This window comes from Bacillus sp. IT-79MI2, assembly GCF_949768135.1.
Lineage (GTDB): Bacteria > Bacillota > Bacilli > Bacillales > Bacillaceae_G > Bacillus_A > Bacillus_A pseudomycoides.
On the sequence record NZ_CATKPV010000048.1, the window covers coordinates 41580 to 59079 of the forward strand.

12 protein-coding genes and 1 pseudogene are annotated in these 17500 nt (G+C 38.6%); 6 read left to right on the top strand and 7 right to left on the bottom strand.

Features of this window, described 5'->3' with window-relative positions:
- Nucleotides 1-229: 229 nt before the first annotated feature.
- From ACM6HU_RS05470 to ACM6HU_RS05500, 7 genes and pseudogenes are all read right to left on the bottom strand, one after another.
- Nucleotides 230-910, bottom strand: coding sequence for a DUF1266 domain-containing protein (locus tag ACM6HU_RS05470; RefSeq protein ID WP_016115399.1), 681 nt, complete (start codon nt 908-910; stop codon nt 230-232).
- 12 nt (nt 911-922) lie between these two features.
- Complete coding sequence (locus ACM6HU_RS05475) at nt 923-2221, bottom strand: J domain-containing protein (RefSeq protein WP_016115398.1); 1299 nt, start codon at nt 2219-2221, stop codon at nt 923-925.
- Nucleotides 2218-3921 carry a molecular chaperone HscC gene (locus ACM6HU_RS05480; protein WP_414848062.1) on the bottom strand — a complete coding sequence of 568 codons (1704 nt, stop codon included), beginning with the start codon at nt 3919-3921 and terminating at the stop codon, nt 2218-2220. The genes ACM6HU_RS05475 and ACM6HU_RS05480 overlap by 4 nt, the downstream gene beginning before the upstream one ends.
- Nucleotides 3922-4516: 595 nt before the next feature.
- Nucleotides 4517-4823, bottom strand: a pseudogene (locus tag ACM6HU_RS05485) (MFS transporter); the annotation flags it as partial.
- A gap of 78 nt (nt 4824-4901) precedes the next feature.
- On the bottom strand, nt 4902-5234 hold the full coding sequence (locus tag ACM6HU_RS05490; protein ID WP_016115396.1) for a hypothetical protein: 333 nt from the start codon (nt 5232-5234) through the stop codon (nt 4902-4904).
- 1072 nt (nt 5235-6306) lie between these two features.
- Entirely contained in the window at nt 6307-6846 is a 540-nt protein-coding gene (locus ACM6HU_RS05495) for an STM3941 family protein (RefSeq protein ID WP_016115395.1), read from the bottom strand.
- Between the two features lie 197 nt (nt 6847-7043).
- Complete coding sequence (locus tag ACM6HU_RS05500) at nt 7044-7172, bottom strand: DUF1963 domain-containing protein (RefSeq protein WP_229161768.1); 129 nt, start codon at nt 7170-7172, stop codon at nt 7044-7046.
- A 393-nt stretch (nt 7173-7565) separates the two neighbouring features.
- On the opposite strand from ACM6HU_RS05500, the gene ACM6HU_RS05505 reads away from it, so the two are divergent.
- Genes ACM6HU_RS05505 through ACM6HU_RS05530 form a run of 6 tightly spaced genes read left to right on the top strand, consistent with a single transcriptional unit; the run spans nt 7566 to nt 17342 of the window.
- The gene (locus tag ACM6HU_RS05505; protein ID WP_414848063.1) at nt 7566-10994 is read left to right on the top strand and encodes a DUF4132 domain-containing protein; all 3429 of its coding nucleotides are present in this window, start codon (nt 7566-7568) and stop codon (nt 10992-10994) included.
- A 15-nt stretch (nt 10995-11009) separates the two neighbouring features.
- On the top strand, nt 11010-12116 hold the full coding sequence (locus ACM6HU_RS05510) for an ATP-binding protein (RefSeq protein WP_016133072.1): 1107 nt from the start codon (nt 11010-11012) through the stop codon (nt 12114-12116).
- Nucleotides 12077-14383 (top strand): DUF5682 family protein, encoded by a 2307-nt coding sequence (locus ACM6HU_RS05515; protein ID WP_414848064.1) that lies wholly within the window; start codon nt 12077-12079, stop codon nt 14381-14383. The genes ACM6HU_RS05510 and ACM6HU_RS05515 overlap by 40 nt, the downstream gene beginning before the upstream one ends.
- The gene (locus ACM6HU_RS05520; protein WP_016133070.1) at nt 14373-15479 is read left to right on the top strand and encodes a VWA domain-containing protein; all 1107 of its coding nucleotides are present in this window, start codon (nt 14373-14375) and stop codon (nt 15477-15479) included. Before ACM6HU_RS05515 ends, ACM6HU_RS05520 begins: the two co-directional genes overlap by 11 nt.
- The gene (locus ACM6HU_RS05525; protein WP_016133069.1) at nt 15455-17092 is read left to right on the top strand and encodes an SWIM zinc finger family protein; all 1638 of its coding nucleotides are present in this window, start codon (nt 15455-15457) and stop codon (nt 17090-17092) included. Before ACM6HU_RS05520 ends, ACM6HU_RS05525 begins: the two co-directional genes overlap by 25 nt.
- Complete coding sequence (locus ACM6HU_RS05530; RefSeq protein WP_016115389.1) at nt 17064-17342, top strand: hypothetical protein; 279 nt, start codon at nt 17064-17066, stop codon at nt 17340-17342. Before ACM6HU_RS05525 ends, ACM6HU_RS05530 begins: the two co-directional genes overlap by 29 nt.
- Nucleotides 17343-17500: the final 158 nt, after the last annotated feature.

Below are 17500 nucleotides of genomic sequence, written 5' to 3' on the forward strand. Positions count from 1 at the left end.
GTAGGAGATAGATTATTAGTGTCATATACATGACTGCTTACTCCCCAACCACTAGGATTTACGTTTCCAATTTAATCAATGTAATCACTTCTTCCTGAAAGAATCAGTTTTTTATGTTATTAGAAGTGAATTCTTCTAAGTTTATCAAATACCTTATATGTAAATAAAATCCCAGGAAATCATAGTTCCTAGGATTTTTTATCAATTTGGTTAAGAAGCATAGCATGATTTAACTTAAATCTTTAAGTAGATTATTTTCCCATGGAACAACACGCAATAGAGTTTTTTTATAATCAAACAAGTACGATACGTAATTAATATTATACTTATCTTTATTTATGAATTCTATATCATTTGCGTTAAAGTGGCTGCCGATACGAAAGGCGTTAAAATACTCGTGCCAATCTGAATAAGAATGTTGTGAAAGTCGTGCAGCCTGTATCATAAAGTTCTTTGCTTCCTGTTTTGATAAATAACCGAGTCTTCTACCGACCCGACATAAACAGATACACCATGCATAATCAAACGCTGCAATTCCGGAATCCGTCAAAATGTGTAATCCGTAATTAGCAATATAAAGTTTTTCATAGTCAGGATTGTCTTTCGATAATTGCTTTCGCGCTGCCTCGGAAAGAGGAGTCAATTGATGGCGTATATGATTAAATTCCTGCCGTGTTCCTTCTTCTAAAAACCAAATGATTTTCTCTTTTAACTCCGTCGAATTTTCGATTTGCCATGTCCATAACACGTTCTTCAAAAAACGTTTCCCAATAAAGCGGTCTCTGATAAGGGTAAATTCATATCGGGTAAAATAGTTTGTAAGGTAAACGCAACTCAAACAAACGGAAGACAGACAGCGGAAATATAGTTCGAGCTGTTTCTCTCGTTTTCTTTTATATAAAACAGGCATTCTGTCTCCTCCTTATGCTAATGTTTTAAGCCTAACGAATTTCCATGCTTCCCAGATAAGTGGGAGTAGGAGAAGTAATGCATATTTAGATGGTAATGGGGTTAAAACAATAAGAATCATAAAGAGCAAATAAACCCAGGTGCGGCTAATAAATAGAAACAAAAAGTATAGCGCATATCTGATAATAAACTTCATATTTATTTCTTGTTTCTGTCTTTTCTCTGGAATTTCAGTGTGAATTCGAATACAGTATGAACGAAATTCGAAGCGTTCCACATAACGCTTTACCACATCCAACGCCCTAGTGGCTACAGTTTCTATATCACCTGATTCGAACGAATACTTCACTATTAAGAATTGTGCGTCCATATGCTCCGGCTCAATCGACAGTAGATGCTCACAGTCCTTGATAGCATCTGCAAACTGCCCGCGGTCATAGTAAATCTGGGCCCGATAAAGTAAACCATCTAGGTCATCCGGGCAAATGGCAAGTATGTCATTGAATGATTGTAACGCACGTTCTTTATTTTCTATGCGCAAATAATAAATGCCCTGCATGCGTAAAAGTTCCGGATCTTCTTGATAAAGCTCGTATGCAAAATCGAGTGCACTTTTTGCTGCTTCTAAGTTATTATTCATAAGTGTGAGCTGGACTTCTTCACGTAAATGAAAATACGCTTCAAAATCTAAATCATCACTTTTCTTGAAAACATCATAACGCATTTCCTTCTCGCCGCTAATTCTCTCTAGCAAAAACTGTACCGTTTCCTCACCATATTCAAATTCTAACGCCTCTCTTTGTTCACTAAAGCGAAATACATTGTCGAGAAGTTCCCAAATCGAGCCGGGGAAATGGTAATGATATTGTAAAAATTCTATTAATCTATCTTGAATCACTGCCGCATGTTCTACGTCCCATATCACATCGGAACTTAATAAGTCTTCCCAATTTTTCGGTTCGATTCGTGCAAAGAAATCGTTATACAGCGTCTCGATTTTTTCCGTAAATGCGTGAACGGGATGTTCTGAAACGAGAGTAGCGGCAAGTTCAGCGTCACCATCCATCCATGTAGGAGATACAGGATGGATATAGGAATTTTCTTCGTTTTCATCTGTTTTTTCTAGTTGAGAGGGAGGTGCGGTCTTCATTTGTTTTGCGCTTTTTATCGCTTTATCAAATGCTTCTCTCAGCCTCTGATATCCTTCAGGATCGTCTTCGGGATGATAGATCTTTAGAAGTTTTGCATAAGCCTTTTTAATAGCTGCGATATTATCGGTAGGCTCAATTTCTAACGTTTCCCAAATGCTCATGAATGACTGATCCACCTTTCAATATTCTCTAAATGCTCTTTTAATATATGAGCGGCTTCTTTCACTTTTTTATCATTTTGCGTTGTGAGCGCATTTTCAAATTGCTGTAACAAGATCGCGACTTTCTGGCGTTCGTCACCGAGTAATTCTTCATAGAGCCGTTCGCCTTTTGCGAGCAGCAATCGGTTTTCGGACCGGTCTCGTGGATGAATTTTAATTTCCTTCAATTCTAGTAGTCTAGCTTCAATTTCTTTTTCTGTAAGATTTCCGGCATTTTGTTGGATAATTGCTCTTTTTTTCTCTCCAGTCGTTGTACTTATTACCTCGACTTCGAGAATGCCATTTATGTCATATGTATAACGAATGTCAATCGCCTCTTGTCCAGCAGGAGCAGGAGGGACTTTAATTTTAAGTTCGCCAAGTTTTAAGTTATTTTTAACCAAGCGGTTTTCTCCTTGATAAACATCGACAAGTATGGAGTGTTGTTTATCATTGACAGTATAAAGTCGTTCCACTCGACTTACAGGAATCGGTGTATTTCGTTCAATAATCGGGAAGAAGTATCCGGATCCTTGTTGTCCATTTCCTAATGCTTGAACAACACTAGTTCCTAACGTATATGGACAAACATCCGTTAAGATAACTTCTTCTAGTGCTTTGTTTCGTTCTTTTAAAGCAACTTGAATCGCAGCACCTAAAGCAACCGTTTCATCAGGATTAATATTCGCATGAGGCATGCGTCCGAACATTTTAGAAATGACGGATTTGATAAGCGGCATCCTTGTCGCCCCGCCAATTAGAATGACAGCATCTAAATCCTTAGGGTTTAGCGACGCATCGCGAAGTGCGCGTTCAATCGGATAGCGAAGCCGTAAGAGAAGCGGGGTTACTAATTTTTCAAATTCACTTCTGTTAATGCGAGTTTCATACGTCTCATTATGAATAACGACTTTCATAATCGCGGCAGGCTCATTACATAATGTAAGTTTGCAACGTTCAGCTTGTGCATAAATTAAAGATAGCGTTTTTGAGTCAAGGGAATCGGAATCGAGTTGGTGTGACTCTAAAAAAAAGGACATGAGACTGTTTGTGAAGTCTTCGCCTCCAAGATAATTATCGCCGGCGATCGATTTAACATCCATCACTCCTTCAAATAATTCTAAAATGGACACGTCAAATGTTCCGCCGCCTAAATCAAATACAAGAAATTTTGTCTCTGCCGCTTCCTGATACAGTCCGTAAGCGATAGCAGCTGCCGTTGGCTCACTAATGAGACGTTCAACTTTTAATCCAGCAATTTCAGCAGCTCGTTTTGTCGCTTTGCGCTGAGCATCGTTGAAATAAGCAGGTACGCTAATGACAGCACCAGTAACCGCTTCGTTTAAATAAGCTTCTGCATCTTGTTTTAAAGATTGAATGATAAAAGATGAAAGTTCTTCTGAAGAAAATGTATACATACCTAACTCGTATTTTTTCTCTGTTCCTATAAATCGCTTAAACGTTGATGCTGTAACGTGCGGATGGGTAATCAGCCGTTCTTTGGCGATGCGTCCGACTAAAACTTCACCGCTCTCGTCAACGCTGATGACAGATGGTGTAAGATATTCGCCAAGTGCATTTGGGATAAGGGCTGCACCATGATCCGTCCAATAGGCTACTAAACTATTCGTTGTTCCTAGGTCAATTCCAATCGTTGCCATAATAATCTCCTCTCGTTTTTACTCTATCATACTATATATTATTATTATTATTATAATATATAGTATGAGAAAAATGGAATCGTAGGGTTTTATTTCTTGAAGGAAAGAGGGAGAAACAGATAGTTTAGTGGTGTTGAGTTTGTTATAAGTAAAGAGGTATAATTTCATCAGAATGTTTTTACAAACATGGGAAAATTTTATGTAAAGGGTGGTAAAGAGGTCAGATGATAATTGGAATTATATGTTTGATTTTAGGAATAGCGTTAATTTGGATGAGTGGAGGGGGACTTTTATTATTGGTGCCTGGCATTCTGTTTACAGTGGCGGGCGGTGTTATATGTGTGATTTTTAGACGGTTAGAAAAAGAGAGAAGAAGATTAAGGAAGAATGGTTAGAAGTTACATATTGTATAGTTTGTACTTACATAATTAGGCGGAAGCATCAGGTCTAAAACATCTCTTATATTTTATAAATTATAAAAAAGAACCCTAAACTTCTCGTTTTAGGGTTCTAATTATGAAAGAATCGTTATTCTATATGACTAGTTAACAAATAGACAATATATCTATTTTGTCGCTTTTCGTCCTACTAATATTCAGTATAGAGATAAACTGAAAAGGGCAATGAGTACGAGAATGAATAGGATATTGCTAAACATGGAAGCGTCCGCATTGTTTGCAATTCCTAGGAAGCTTTGGCGCATTGCGGAATGGTCCATCATTGCTGCTGTATAGGCGATACCGATTGACATCGCGACATTAAGTGTTAAATTATAAAACCCGATTGCTGTTCCTGCTTTTTCTTTCTCGATTGTTACAGATGCAAGAATCAAGTAATGGTGCATACATGAATGCAAATGAACTAGAGAATAGAACCATAGATATGACGAATACTTTTAAACTGAACAATTACATTACAAAGATTTGTAATGACACAATCGAAATAGAGCCCTGTTAATATTAACAGGGCTCTTGCAGAGTTTATGCCTTTTTTCCAAAAATGTTATAGAATCCACCGATTAACAGTGCCAAAGTAGAAAATAAATAAAAGGGTATCATACTTCTACAACAAATAAACATACCAATTGCGGATAGTATCATTAATATTCCAGCTTCTTTATGCGCTCTCTTCGCTCTTATGTATCCATAAACTCCTACAATAGCAGAAAATATTCCTGTATAGCCTATTATGCTATACAGATTAATTGATCCTGAACCATATTCGAAATCCCCAATGAAGATAGAAAATAGCGAACTAAATATCCCTAAAATTATACCGATAAACGCTACAGTATCTTCACCTGTTCTTCCCAATATAAATCTCCACCCTACATTCATATATATTTTATTTCCGTAATACAATTATCATTCATATTTGTTAACAACTCTTAACTCATTTCGAGATGTATCATAATAATGAATATAACCTGTTTCCAATTTTATTTTTTCTGTTTATGATAGGAAATACTTACTTCTAGATTTTCAGACATTGCCCCGCACACTTTTAAAACAAAAATTATCATATAACATCAAGAAGTAATGAGGGACTATAGCAAACAATTAGTTCGAATGTACAAACTCATTCTAATTACGTTTATAGATCCATCCCAATAGTCTCATTCTTTGGAAAACTTAAAATTGTCTACTTTGTATAACACCATTCACACCTACCTAATTAAATTTTGTTATTCATAATTAACGCCCTCTTATTAGCGAAGTTGAATATGTTCCCCGACTGTTTTTATTATGGCACAATCACAGCGTAGGGTGTAGTATAATTGTAATTAATTCACAAAAACGAAAAGTATTTTTTAGTCTTGAAAAATAGCTGTAATCCTTATAACCTCCATCAAAAATAAATAACATCCCTTTAAATACTAAATCCAAAGCGTACAACGGTGTAAATTTTTAAACGTATTAGTATGAATAGGGAAACAATTTTTAAGGAAGAACTTTTTTGGCAAAATAAATGGGTTGACCAATACTAATTTTCTATTCTAGAAAGAGAGTGTTTTAGTAGAAAATAAACCTTAGTACCAAATAACATTTCTTGAACCTCTCACAACTAAAGACATGAGAGGTTCAAAATGTTTATTGTAGATATTAAATGAAGTTAAAATATTTATAAAAAAGATTTCAAGAAGGGAATTCTATATCGAATAGCAGAAAGAAAAGATACTAGATTTAAAGCAATGAAAAGCATAATGTGCCCCCATTCTTTCATAGTATGATTGCAAATCGATAAAGAATGGGGGGATACATATACTCATTAATTAAAATGATAACTATTTAATGGAAAGTAGCAGAACGAAATAAATATAAAAGAACATCTTTTTCATTGAGATGTTCTTTTTTTCCTTATACCTAAATTAATTCTTTTGTTATATTATTTCGCTTCATCTTCAGGAATTAAAAAGCTTATATCATACTCATCTAACTTCTCAAGTAATGCTTCTCCATCGATTTTCAATAAATTCATATGAATATTAAATGGTATAAATCCAGCACGTTTATTAACTCGATACAGCCGTTGTCCTTTTGAAGGTATAGAGGCGATATATCGATCTTCAACATCATCTTCCATCACGATTCCTAAATACTTTTGCCCCTGGATTGCATAAGGTAAAACACCTAATACATCCTCCAAAGCGATTTTTACAGGATATTTTGGATTGTTAATAATTGTAATGTATTCTTGTTCTAAAATGATGGCTGGTTTTTTCGTAAGCATTTTTTGGATAACTTTCCAAAGAGCAATTAGTACAACGAATGCAAGAGCTCCAAATAAAAATCCAACTATGAAATTAGGCTCCTCAGATGAAAATGCATACATAACAATAAAGAGAAACATCACTTCAACTACCAAAGTCAAAAAAAATAATCCGACTACTTTTCTCTTTGACTCGTAAATATCATATTTTCTCATACGATTCCCCCCACTCATATAAACCCACTTTGATTTTCTAACATATTCGTCATTGCTATGCAGAACCGAAAGCAAAATGCCTATCCTATATAAATTGAAAAGTTTATGTGCCTTTTCAATTTATATAGATGATCTATTTCGCCCAACAGGACTGCAACATACAACATACATTTTCGAGGCGGCGATGTTTTAAATCTTCATCTGAAATACAAAATCCAACATTTTATTTTTGGGTAAATCATTTTGTGTGTTTCTTCGCTATGTAATTCTGCTAAATTTAATTGAGTGATAAAATGAAGGGGATGCCCTTTATATGTAGGATACATAAATGATGCGGGCAAATCAGGAGTTCATCCCATTTTCGAACACCGCCAATAACTCTTCTTTCATATGTGTTAGTTGATACTTGTCAAGCAATGTCCCAATATGTTATTTCATAAAAAACGCCTTGTGCAAAAATTAGTACCTATACATCATATCATGAAAACACTCATCACTTACTTTGTTTATCTCTAAACCAAATTTTCAATGATTGTTTTAAATAAATATAAAGTTTTTAAAAGAAACAAATGTTCGTATGTAGATTGATATGATATACTAATAATGTAAATATATTCCGTATTTTTGTATCTGAAATTTCAGATATGCGAGAGAATAGGTATTATCATATGTATATGGTATAACGATGAGTTTATAAAAGAACTAGGGAGGCAGAGAAGATGGCAGTCAGTACACATCAGTTGTTTCAACACCTTAATATGACAGGAGCACAAGAAGAATTAGCATTCCGTTACTTGCAGACGAGGGATGAAGAAGTTTTAAAACATATAGAACAAACAACCATTTGCGAAAATAAGCGTAGTGATTTTGCTTGGCAGTTCACAAATGACTTTAGGAAAACGTATAAGCAAGATCCAGTGTTTTTTCGGTTATTCTATCATTTACTTGAAGATCAACTGTTGAATGTTCTTCTCGTGCGTTTTTCATATATGAGTTTTCCAGATATAAAGGTTTATTTCGAAAAAAGCGGTCTTTTATTCGATAGACTTGTAGTATTTGCTTGTAAGTATTTAACGAATCTTTCGCGTTCTGTAAATGAAGCGGATGTTTTTCTTAGACAATTAATAAGGGAAAATCCGAAGTATATAGAAGAACAGTTGCAAGTTATAACAGGTCAGCAAAAATTACTTTTGCTTCTAGTTATGTTAGATGCAGATTATGAGAGATTTCTTCCTTATCGTTCTTTACTTGAAGAAGAATTGCAAGAGCATGCGGAGTATATATTGAGGCTAAGCGGTGCAGAAGACAAGGTTGAAGCAGCTCAAAAGTACGTTCGAGGCGAATCTGTTAGTAAGGTGTTTGCCGGGTCATCTTTACCTGACTTTACTTGGCAGCAAATTTTTCGTATGTATCCGCATTCGGATGTTGCAAGAAGATATATGGAATTGTTAGTGAAATGCTCTGTTAAAAATTTTATGAATTATGCAATTTCACATGTTAGCCATACTCTTGAACAGTCTGGAAATTACAAAAAAACAAAAAGTTTTGATACACAATTGTATGAAACAATCCGAGATTTGTGTGAGCAATTCGGTATTTCAGAGGAAAGATTTTTCGCATATCGCCTTACGCAACATCATTTAGGTGTTGTTGATTTTGATCGCGTATATGAATACCAATTGTTGCTTCGTATGGTGGAAGAGCAACCGGAATTTGTGCAGCGTACACTGCAATATTTAAGTCAAAGTCATTACCTTTTTGTATCAATGCTTTTAGCGGAAAAAGGGTACGAGTTACATAGAAACAAAGTACGTGAAGAGTTTTTAACGGTTGTCCTTCAAACAAAATCATCTGACATACGTGGTACATATCGTGACTATTTATTAGGCAATTTATCATTTGAGGATATGAAGCAACAGTTCGAAAGTTTGAAGTATAGAAATAATTACTGGAGAATGCCTGTTTTAGAAATTGCGCTTCTTTGGGATATAGAGGAAGCGGCAAAGAAAGAAGCAGTTCTTACGCTTCAACTCGGGAAAACCTATAACTATAGTTTATACGAACTTCTGCAGCGCTATGCTGCTATGGAGAACTCGCCAGAACAGGTGCTGGAAGATCTGCTTTCCTACGGTTTATCGATGGAGAAGCTCGTTTTTTATTCCATTGAACAAGCTTCCGGGCATAGTGAGAAACGAAATAAGGCGACGGAGGCACTCGTTCGTTTGTTTGTAAAAGAACGAGCGTATGTGACAGAGAAATTTCCTGAGTATTCTGCAGATGAACGGATTTTTATTTTGGATGAGTTGGCAAAGGATAACGTAGTTCAGACGCGTAATCTTCTCATTCAAAGCCTTGGGGATTCCTCTAAAAAGGTACGTACCGCTGCCGTAGAACTTCTTACAAAAGATACGGAGGCTGCAGAAGATGTAGCAAATGAATTAAATCATAGAAAGAAAGTTGTACGCGAAAATGTAATGCAAACACTTTTATATTATAAAACTGACAAATATACAAAGCTTGTACAGGAAGCTTTACAAGAAAAGAAAAACGCTTCTTTGACGGAGAAGTTTGCTCCATTGCTTGGAGAAGGAGACTTAGAAGGAGCATCAGGAAGTATAGAAGCTCTTTGCATGCGTATTTTAACGCCGCAAAAAAGGAATGCACTTGTGCAGTGGCTCGGATTTGAACCGCAAATCCGCCTTCGTGATTCTGATGCAATTGCAGATGCAATGATTCCTCTTGCATATTTTCAGCAGTACGTATCAGATTCTGTCATTGAGAAGAAGGAAGCTGCAGAAGTAATAGGTGCGGCTCTAAACGAACAAGATTTAAAGGAAAATATACAAGCAATCTATCAGCTTTGGGTTTCTCAAGGCGCGGAATCGAAGAAACGCGGTATTCTTTCGTTGTACGGTATTTATAGTGATGACGAAATGGCGTTGCAGCTCAAAAAGCAGATTGATGAGTGGGCACTTGGCATGCGCGGAGCGATTGCTGCTGCAGCTGTTCAGGCGCTAGCGTTGTCCCAATCACATATTGGACTAATGTCTATCCATGCGATGGCATTTAAGTATAAACATAAGCAAGTGCGTAATGCTGCGAAAGAAGCGCTAAGTCTCGCTGCGAAAACGCGTGGTATAACAGAGGAAGAATTAGAAGATCAGCTTGTCCCAGACCTTGGTTTTAATAAACGCGGTGAAAAGACAATTGATTACGGCAGCAGAACATTTACTGCCTATTTAACTCCAAACTTGAAAATTGAGCTGAAAACGGGAGAAGGAAAACGAATAAAGTCGCTTCCGAAACCAAATGCAAAAGATGATGCGGAAAAAGCTGAGGAGGCTAAGGCGGAGTTATCCTCTATAAAGAAGCAGCTCCGAACTATGATTACGATGCAAACGCAGCGTCTTGAAACAGCACTTTCTCTGAATCGCTATTGGTCTCAAAATACATGGCAGTCTCTGTTTGTAGAAAATCCAATTATGCAGCAGTTCGCTATCTCCCTTATTTGGGGTGAATATAAGGAAGGAAAGTTGCTTGCGATGTTCCGCTATATGGAGGATGGCACGTTTAATACGATTGAAGAAGAAGAGCATGAACTTACGCCAGAAACTGTTATCGGTCTAATCCATCCGCTAGAATTGTCAGAAGAGGAACGAGAATTATGGAAGGAACAGCTAGAAGATTATGAGATGGATCAGCCATTTCCGCAAATTGACCGTGAAGTATTTCAGGTGAAGGACAATGAGGAAGTCACTGTAGAAAGGTTTGCTGGTATCCAAATTAATGGCCGTTCGCTGTTTGGTAAGATGACGAAGTACGGCTGGAGTCGTGGATCGGTTCAAGATGCTGGTGTATATTATACATTCTATAAAGAAGATACTCGCGCCGGGCTAGGGGCGGAGCTTGCGTTTGAAGGGGCACCGGTTGGGTATGAAGTCGAGGATGATGTGTGCGTTTTTGAAATTCAATTTTACAAAGCAGGCACGGTGAGCCGCGGTTCGTATGACTACGACGAAATTGATCATGAGAGACGCGTTTTACCGAAGCAAGTATCGGAACGCTTTTTTAGCGAAATTTTATATGATATAAAACGGGCAACAGAATCGAACCTTGGCCGTGATGAAAACTGGCGCAGTAAGCGATAAGAAAGGAAATGACATATGCAGTCTATTAAACCATTAATGGAAGAATTATATGAAATAGAATTGAATGCGTTAGAAGCGAATGATTCGTTTCCGAAACCACCTAACTGGCGATTGTCACCGCGTGCCGTTCGTACGTTTATTATCGGACAAGAAGAACCGCTTCTTTTGGAAGGAAAAGAAGTGGAAATTAGTCGTAAGTTTTATGGTAATGATGTGCTTGTAGAACGAGCAATTGTCACATTAGCAGGAAATCGCGGACTTATGCTAATCGGCGAGCCGGGAACAGCAAAAACGATGATAAGCGAGCTGCTTTCTGCTGCGATATGCAGAAATAGCCGCAACACTGTGCAAGGAACAGCTGCTACGATGGAGGATACGATTAAGTACTCGTGGAACTATGCACTTCTTCTTGCGAAAGGGCCTGTAAGAGAGGCGCTTGTGCCAGGACCTCTCTTCGTTGGTATGGAACAAGGGATATTAACTAGATTTGAAGAGTTGACGCGCTGCCCGCAGGAAGTACAGGATTCGTTAATTAGTGTTTTGAGCGACAAAGTGCTGAACATTCCAGAGTTTGGGGAGCAAGGAATTCTTACAGCTAAGCCTGGATTTAATATTATTGCGACGGCTAACACACGAGATCGCGGTGTGAATGAAATGAGCAGTGCATTGAAGCGTCGTTTTAATTTTGAAACGGTGCATCCAATTAAGGATGTAAAGCTTGAAGCAAAAATAATAGAGTCACAAGTAACACGCTTATTAGGAGCATCAGGTATCACCCCAAAAGTGGATGAAACGGTTGTTCAGCTGCTAGCGACTGTTTTTCATGAACTACGGGAAGGTGTAACTGCTGAAGGAAAACGAATTGATCAGCCTTCTTCCGTAATGAGTACCGCAGAAGCAGTATCGGTATATTATCAAAGTGCAATGGACGCGTACTATTATGGAAGCGGACAGGTGAAGATGGATGCACTTGTTCGATACTTATCCGGAACGATTGCGAAAGAAAACAAGGAAGATTTAGAAAAGCTGCGCAGTTACTTTACAAGCATCGTTAGGGCGCGAGGTCAAGTAGGAGGAGAGGTATGGAAGTCGTTTTTCGAAGCTCGCAATCAGCTGAAGTAAATACATTGTTTCAAAGAGCTTACAATTTAAGCAACAACGTCGTATATGTGCCGATTCGCCATCATAGTCCTGCATGCTCTTTTCATGTACAAAAAATAGTTGAATTATATAAACCGGATGCGATTCTTATAGAGGGATTGATGGATTGTAACTCCCTTATTCCGCATATCGTGAGTGCAGAGAGCGAGACTCCGATTTGTATATATTGCAGTTATGATGATAAAACGGATGTGCTTGAAAGAGGAGAAAGTGGAAAGTACCGTGCGTACTATCCCTTTCTCGACTATTCACCGGAACTTGTCGCGCTACGGGAGGGAGCTGCACAAAGCATTCCTGTTTCATTTATTGATCTTCCCTTTAAGGAATATTTGTTTGTAACGAAAAACGAGGAAGAGCGCGGGAAGTATGACGAGCAATATTTCCGGCACAGTCAATATGTCCGTATGCTTTCGGAAAAAACGGGGTGCCGAAGCTTTCATGAATTTTGGGATAAATACTTTGAGTTGCAAGGCTTTCATATGACAAGTGAGGAGTTTGTCCATCAGCTCTTCGATTATTGTTATTATACGCGCGCGGACTATACGCAGGAGATGCTGACAGAAGACGGTTGCGAAGCCAGGGAGATACACATGGCAAAGGAAATTGAAAAAGCGCGTAAAGTGTATGACAAGGTGCTCGTTATTACCGGAGGCTTTCATGTGAAAGGGCTTCTTGAATTGGAAGGGAAAAAGAAACAGCTGTCCAAAAGCCCATTATCTAAAACGTATGCCAAAAACTACCTTATGCCGTATTCCTTTTTGGAAAGCGACCAGACGCGCGGTTATGAAAGCGGTATGCCTGCACCTGCTTTTTATCAACATATTTGGGAGAACAGGGACGAGGCGGCAGCTGAGCAATTTATGATACGAATTGCTAGACAGTTAAAAACAGAAGGTATATCAATGGCAGATGAGATTGAAGCTGCGCGAATGATACGTGAACTTGCACTGCTTCGGGGAAAGATGCAGCCTGGGTTGTATGAGCTGATGGATGCGGTGCACAGTGCATTTGTTAAAGGAGAGATATCTTCGGCAGATAAACCTTTGACGCTACTTCAGACGAGTCTGCAAGGGACGAAGCGCGGAAAATTGTCAAAAGAAGCGGATGTGCCGCCGCTCGTGCATGATTTTCGTGCTTCTGTTCGTTCGTTTCGTCTTCCGGCGCGTTCTACTGTACCACAGGAGACGATTCTTGACATATATAAGAAAGAAAGGCACTTGCGTTTAAGTCAATTCTTTCATTGCCTCGCTTTTTTAGGAGTTCCGTTTTGCGAGAAGCTGCGCGGTCCAAACCTAGCTAGAAAGCAGAATATTAATCTTATGCGAGAAACTTGGAAATATCGTTTTTCAGCACAAGTAGAAAGTGCTCTCATTGATTTATCTGTGTATGGCGGAACGGTGAGAGAAGCCGCGCAGGAAATGCTAAGAGCAAAGCTGTATAAGGCGAAAGGGCGTGCGGGAGAGGTGGCCCTTTTATTGCTAGACGCCTACTTAAGTGGTTTATTTTCCGAGTTCGCTATGTACAATCAGTTTATAGATGAAGCTGTGCAAGAGGATGGAGATTTTGCTTCTATGGCAGATTGTGCTTACTATTTATCACAAATAGAAAAAGCAGATCAGCAGGTGGATAGTGCTAGACATAAAGCGCTTTCGTTATTTTCTGTTTTAGATGGGGGCGAACCAGCAATTATTGCGGAAAAGCTTATCGATTTGTATACGCTGCAGCCTGCGGACCAGCAATTTATTGAAGCATTGGAGCTTTATTTGCAAAAGGAAAAACGAGAAAGCCAAGTAGAGGGAGCGGTATTTGGGCTGTTAACTTCTTTAGGGAAGCGGAAAATCGATGAGGTAATGCAAGTAGCAGAAGGGTATTTTTATGGAAGTGGCGATATGCAAAAGCAAGCTCCGATATTTTTGAATGGTTTGTTTGCTGGCGCAAAAGATATCTTTTTATATAACGAATGGCTGCTTGGCGGGATGTCCCATGTCCTAGAAGAACTTGATGAAGAGATGTTTTTACAAGTGTTGCCGCATTTACGCCTCTTGTTCAGTCAATTCACGCCGCTTGAGGTGGATACGATTGCTAGACAGATTGCTCGATTATATGGAGCCACAGAAGAAGTGATAAAAGAAGAAGCAATTTCCGAAGAGGTGCTGACGTATGCAATACAGTTAGATCAGAAAGCGCGGGGAATTTTAATGAGACGGGGGCTAGAAGATGGAGAATAACATTTCTTTAAATCGCTGGCGTCTTGTTCTTGGGAAACATGCGGATGACCAAATCACATTTCAGGAAGAAGATCCTGCATACAGAGAAATGGATGATGTGCTGGAGTTTTTGTACGAGAGAGAACGCGGAGAAGAACGCGGTGGATCCCTAGATCCCTCTCAGCTAACAGTGCCGACTTGGATTTCGAAAGTGCGGGAGTTATTTCCGAAAGAAACCATTGAAATTATGGAAAATCATGCGCTAGAAAAGTATGAATTAACAGCTCTATTGCAAGATAAGCAAACGCTTGAAAAAATGGAGCCGAATATGAATTTATTAAAATGCATTTTACAATTTAAAGATTATGTAAAACCGGATGTATTGGACACAGCTAAACGTATTGTAGCGAAAGTCGCTGAGGAGTTGCGTCGTAATTTAGAGCAAGAAGTGAAGCACGCATTAAGCGGTAGAGCGGATCGAAATCGTTCTAGTCGCGTACGCACGATGCGCAACTTTGATTTTAAGAAAACGATTCGAAAGAACTTGAAGCATTTTGATAAGGAAACGAACACCATTCATATTGAAAAACCGTACTTTTATGCTGCCACGAAGCACGTTAGCCCATGGCGTGTGATCCTCGCAGTAGACGAGAGCGGAAGTATGATTGATTCTGTTATTCATAGCGCAGTTATGGCGGGTATTTTTGCAAGCTTACCGACGATTAAGACAGATTTGTTCATCTTTGATACAGATGTTGTTGATTTAACGGATCGTATTGACGACCCGGTGGAGACGCTTATGAGTGTACAGCTTGGGGGAGGAACATATATTGCTCAGGCGCTGCGTTACGCAACGAATAAAATCGAGATGCCTCATAAAACAATTGTCGTGCTTGTAACGGATTTATATGAAGGTGGCAGTTACAATGAAATGTACCGAGAAGCGATGAAGATTGTAGAATCAGGGGCAAAGTTGATTGTGCTTACTTCTCTTGATCCGACTGCACAGCCTTTTTATGATAAACAGGCAGCAAAAAAAATGGCGGCGCTCGGTGCTCATGTAGCGGCACTAACACCAGGGAGGTTGGCACAATGGATCGCAACAATCATTTCTTAAATGTTCTTTCCTCTATTGATGAAACATACTTAATCGCCATGTCCAACAAAGGAACATATAAGAGAGCAATGAAGGATTTGGCCGTTGTATCAAATGTCAAAATGGACGTAGAAGAGGGTGCAGTGCAAATACATCTTGATGACGGAATTACTGTAACGTTTACGGGTGATATACGCAGTTACTCTTGTAGTTGTGAAGCCCGTTCGATTTGTAAACATGTCATTATGGCTCTGTTAGAAGCAAAGAAGATGTACGAAGGTGAAGAGAACATAAAAGTTGATTTCTCTGCTCTTTTGAATGTGGACGTTCGCAATATTGTCTCCGAAAAAATGTGGGCTGAAATAATGTTTCGCGAAACATTTCAGCAAAAGTTTGTTTTAGAAGAAGAGGGGGCTTTAATTGCGTCCTTCCCAGAAGAGAATATAGCGGTTCGCTTTCTAACAGCCGAATCGGTAGCGGATGCAATCTGTACGTGCAAAGCAGAGGGGATATGCCGGCATAAGGCGGAAGCGGTATATTGGTATCAAAAAGAGAAAGGAATCTCGCATGAAACGAAACAGATGCATCCTCTTATCATTGCGCCGGATAAGCTATCTATTTTCAAAGAAATGATCGAGCAAATTGTTCACTTTGGATTAACACGACTTACCGAAAATACAATCTATGAAATAGAACAACTTTCTGTAAAAGCACGTTCTTTGAAACTAGCAAAGTTAGAGAATTTATTTCGCAAGCTCGGGGCGGATATCGGGCTATATCGGATGAAACATGCATCTTTTCAAATGGCATCTTATCGGCAAACACTGTCCGCGATTTATGAACACATTTTGTTGTTGGAGCGCCACCATCTGCAAGAGAGTCCGTTTCGTTCGGAATATTACGAAGTTCCACCACTTATTTTGCATGCTTTCGGTGCATCTGGCTGGCAAACGAAGTCTGGTTATGTTGGTGTGACGTATTATTTCTATAATCGAGAACAGGAAAAGTGGATAACATACACACAGTCACGCCCCATGTTTTATGAAGGGAGTAGCACAACTCCTGAAGAACTCCATGAAAGGCAAGTTCCATGGGGAATTGCAGGGAAAGGATACGAACTATCTCGTTCATCTTTCCAATTGAAGCAGGCAAAACTTAACGCCGATTTTCAATTGTCATCTAGCTCACAGACAGTAGGAGAAGTGGAAGGAAAAACAAATGTGGCAGAGTGGCAATCTCTCTTTTTAACCTCATGGGAAGAACTACTAAAAAAAGTAAAAGAGCACAGGTTAGAGGCAAATAAACAAGGAGTCTTTTGTATCGAAGTTGCTGAAATGGGAGAATGGGAATTTCAGAAGCAAGAACAAAAATGGATCATACCTCTTATCGATAAGGCTGGTAAAACATTGCAAATGCAAATGATGAAACGACCAGAAAATGAGCGGATGATTCGACTTGTAAAAATATATTTGGACTCGTTGCATGTAAAGAGAATGCTAGTTCATCCTTATCAGGAAGGAACAAAGCTCGTAGTTACACCTATTATTTTATATACAGAAGCAGGAGAGATTATAAATATTACACTCAATGAAGGAGAAACATTCTATGATCGAGTTAATGCGTATAATCGATGAATTGGAACAAGTTCTAGATGAGATGCTTGTCTCAGGAGCAGGGACTGTACCTTTTTCTTTTTTTCAGGATATAAAACGGGAATGCGAAAAGTACGGTCTTTCTTATGCTGCCGCGCAGCTACTTATCATAGAGGAAGAACGAAATAAGGCCCGCTTTCTTCATAAAGAAGAGACAAGCAAATTGACAGAAGCGTTTTGTAAGTTGCAGGAATATATTCAAGTTGTAAAGGCTGAAGTGCTACATTTATGATTCAGCCAAGAACATTTGTGATTTCAATTATGAGATGAATCAGTTTCGGACAAGGCGTGTCTTTTGACACGTCAATTGTTCGATATATACAAAATTTGTAATTAGAAAACATAGGTATTTGGTACAAATATTTATTCAAATACGTTAGTAATTACAAT

Coding starts and splice junctions, on each gene's coding strand:
- ACM6HU_RS05505 (WP_414848063.1), top strand. CDS start 7,566: ATGGCAGTCAGTACACATCAGTTGTTTCAACACCTTAATATGACAGGA.
- ACM6HU_RS05500 (WP_229161768.1), bottom strand. CDS start 7,172: ATGTATCCTACATATAAAGGGCATCCCCTTCATTTTATCACTCAATTA.
- ACM6HU_RS05495 (WP_016115395.1), bottom strand. CDS start 6,846: ATGAGAAAATATGATATTTACGAGTCAAAGAGAAAAGTAGTCGGATTA.
- ACM6HU_RS05530 (WP_016115389.1), top strand. CDS start 17,064: ATGATCGAGTTAATGCGTATAATCGATGAATTGGAACAAGTTCTAGAT.
- ACM6HU_RS05515 (WP_414848064.1), top strand. CDS start 12,077: ATGGAAGTCGTTTTTCGAAGCTCGCAATCAGCTGAAGTAAATACATTG.
- ACM6HU_RS05480 (WP_414848062.1), bottom strand. CDS start 3,921: ATGGCAACGATTGGAATTGACCTAGGAACAACGAATAGTTTAGTAGCC.
- ACM6HU_RS05470 (WP_016115399.1), bottom strand. CDS start 910: ATGCCTGTTTTATATAAAAGAAAACGAGAGAAACAGCTCGAACTATAT.
- ACM6HU_RS05525 (WP_016133069.1), top strand. CDS start 15,455: ATGGATCGCAACAATCATTTCTTAAATGTTCTTTCCTCTATTGATGAA.
- ACM6HU_RS05510 (WP_016133072.1), top strand. CDS start 11,010: ATGCAGTCTATTAAACCATTAATGGAAGAATTATATGAAATAGAATTG.
- ACM6HU_RS05475 (WP_016115398.1), bottom strand. CDS start 2,221: ATGAGCATTTGGGAAACGTTAGAAATTGAGCCTACCGATAATATCGCA.
- ACM6HU_RS05520 (WP_016133070.1), top strand. CDS start 14,373: ATGGAGAATAACATTTCTTTAAATCGCTGGCGTCTTGTTCTTGGGAAA.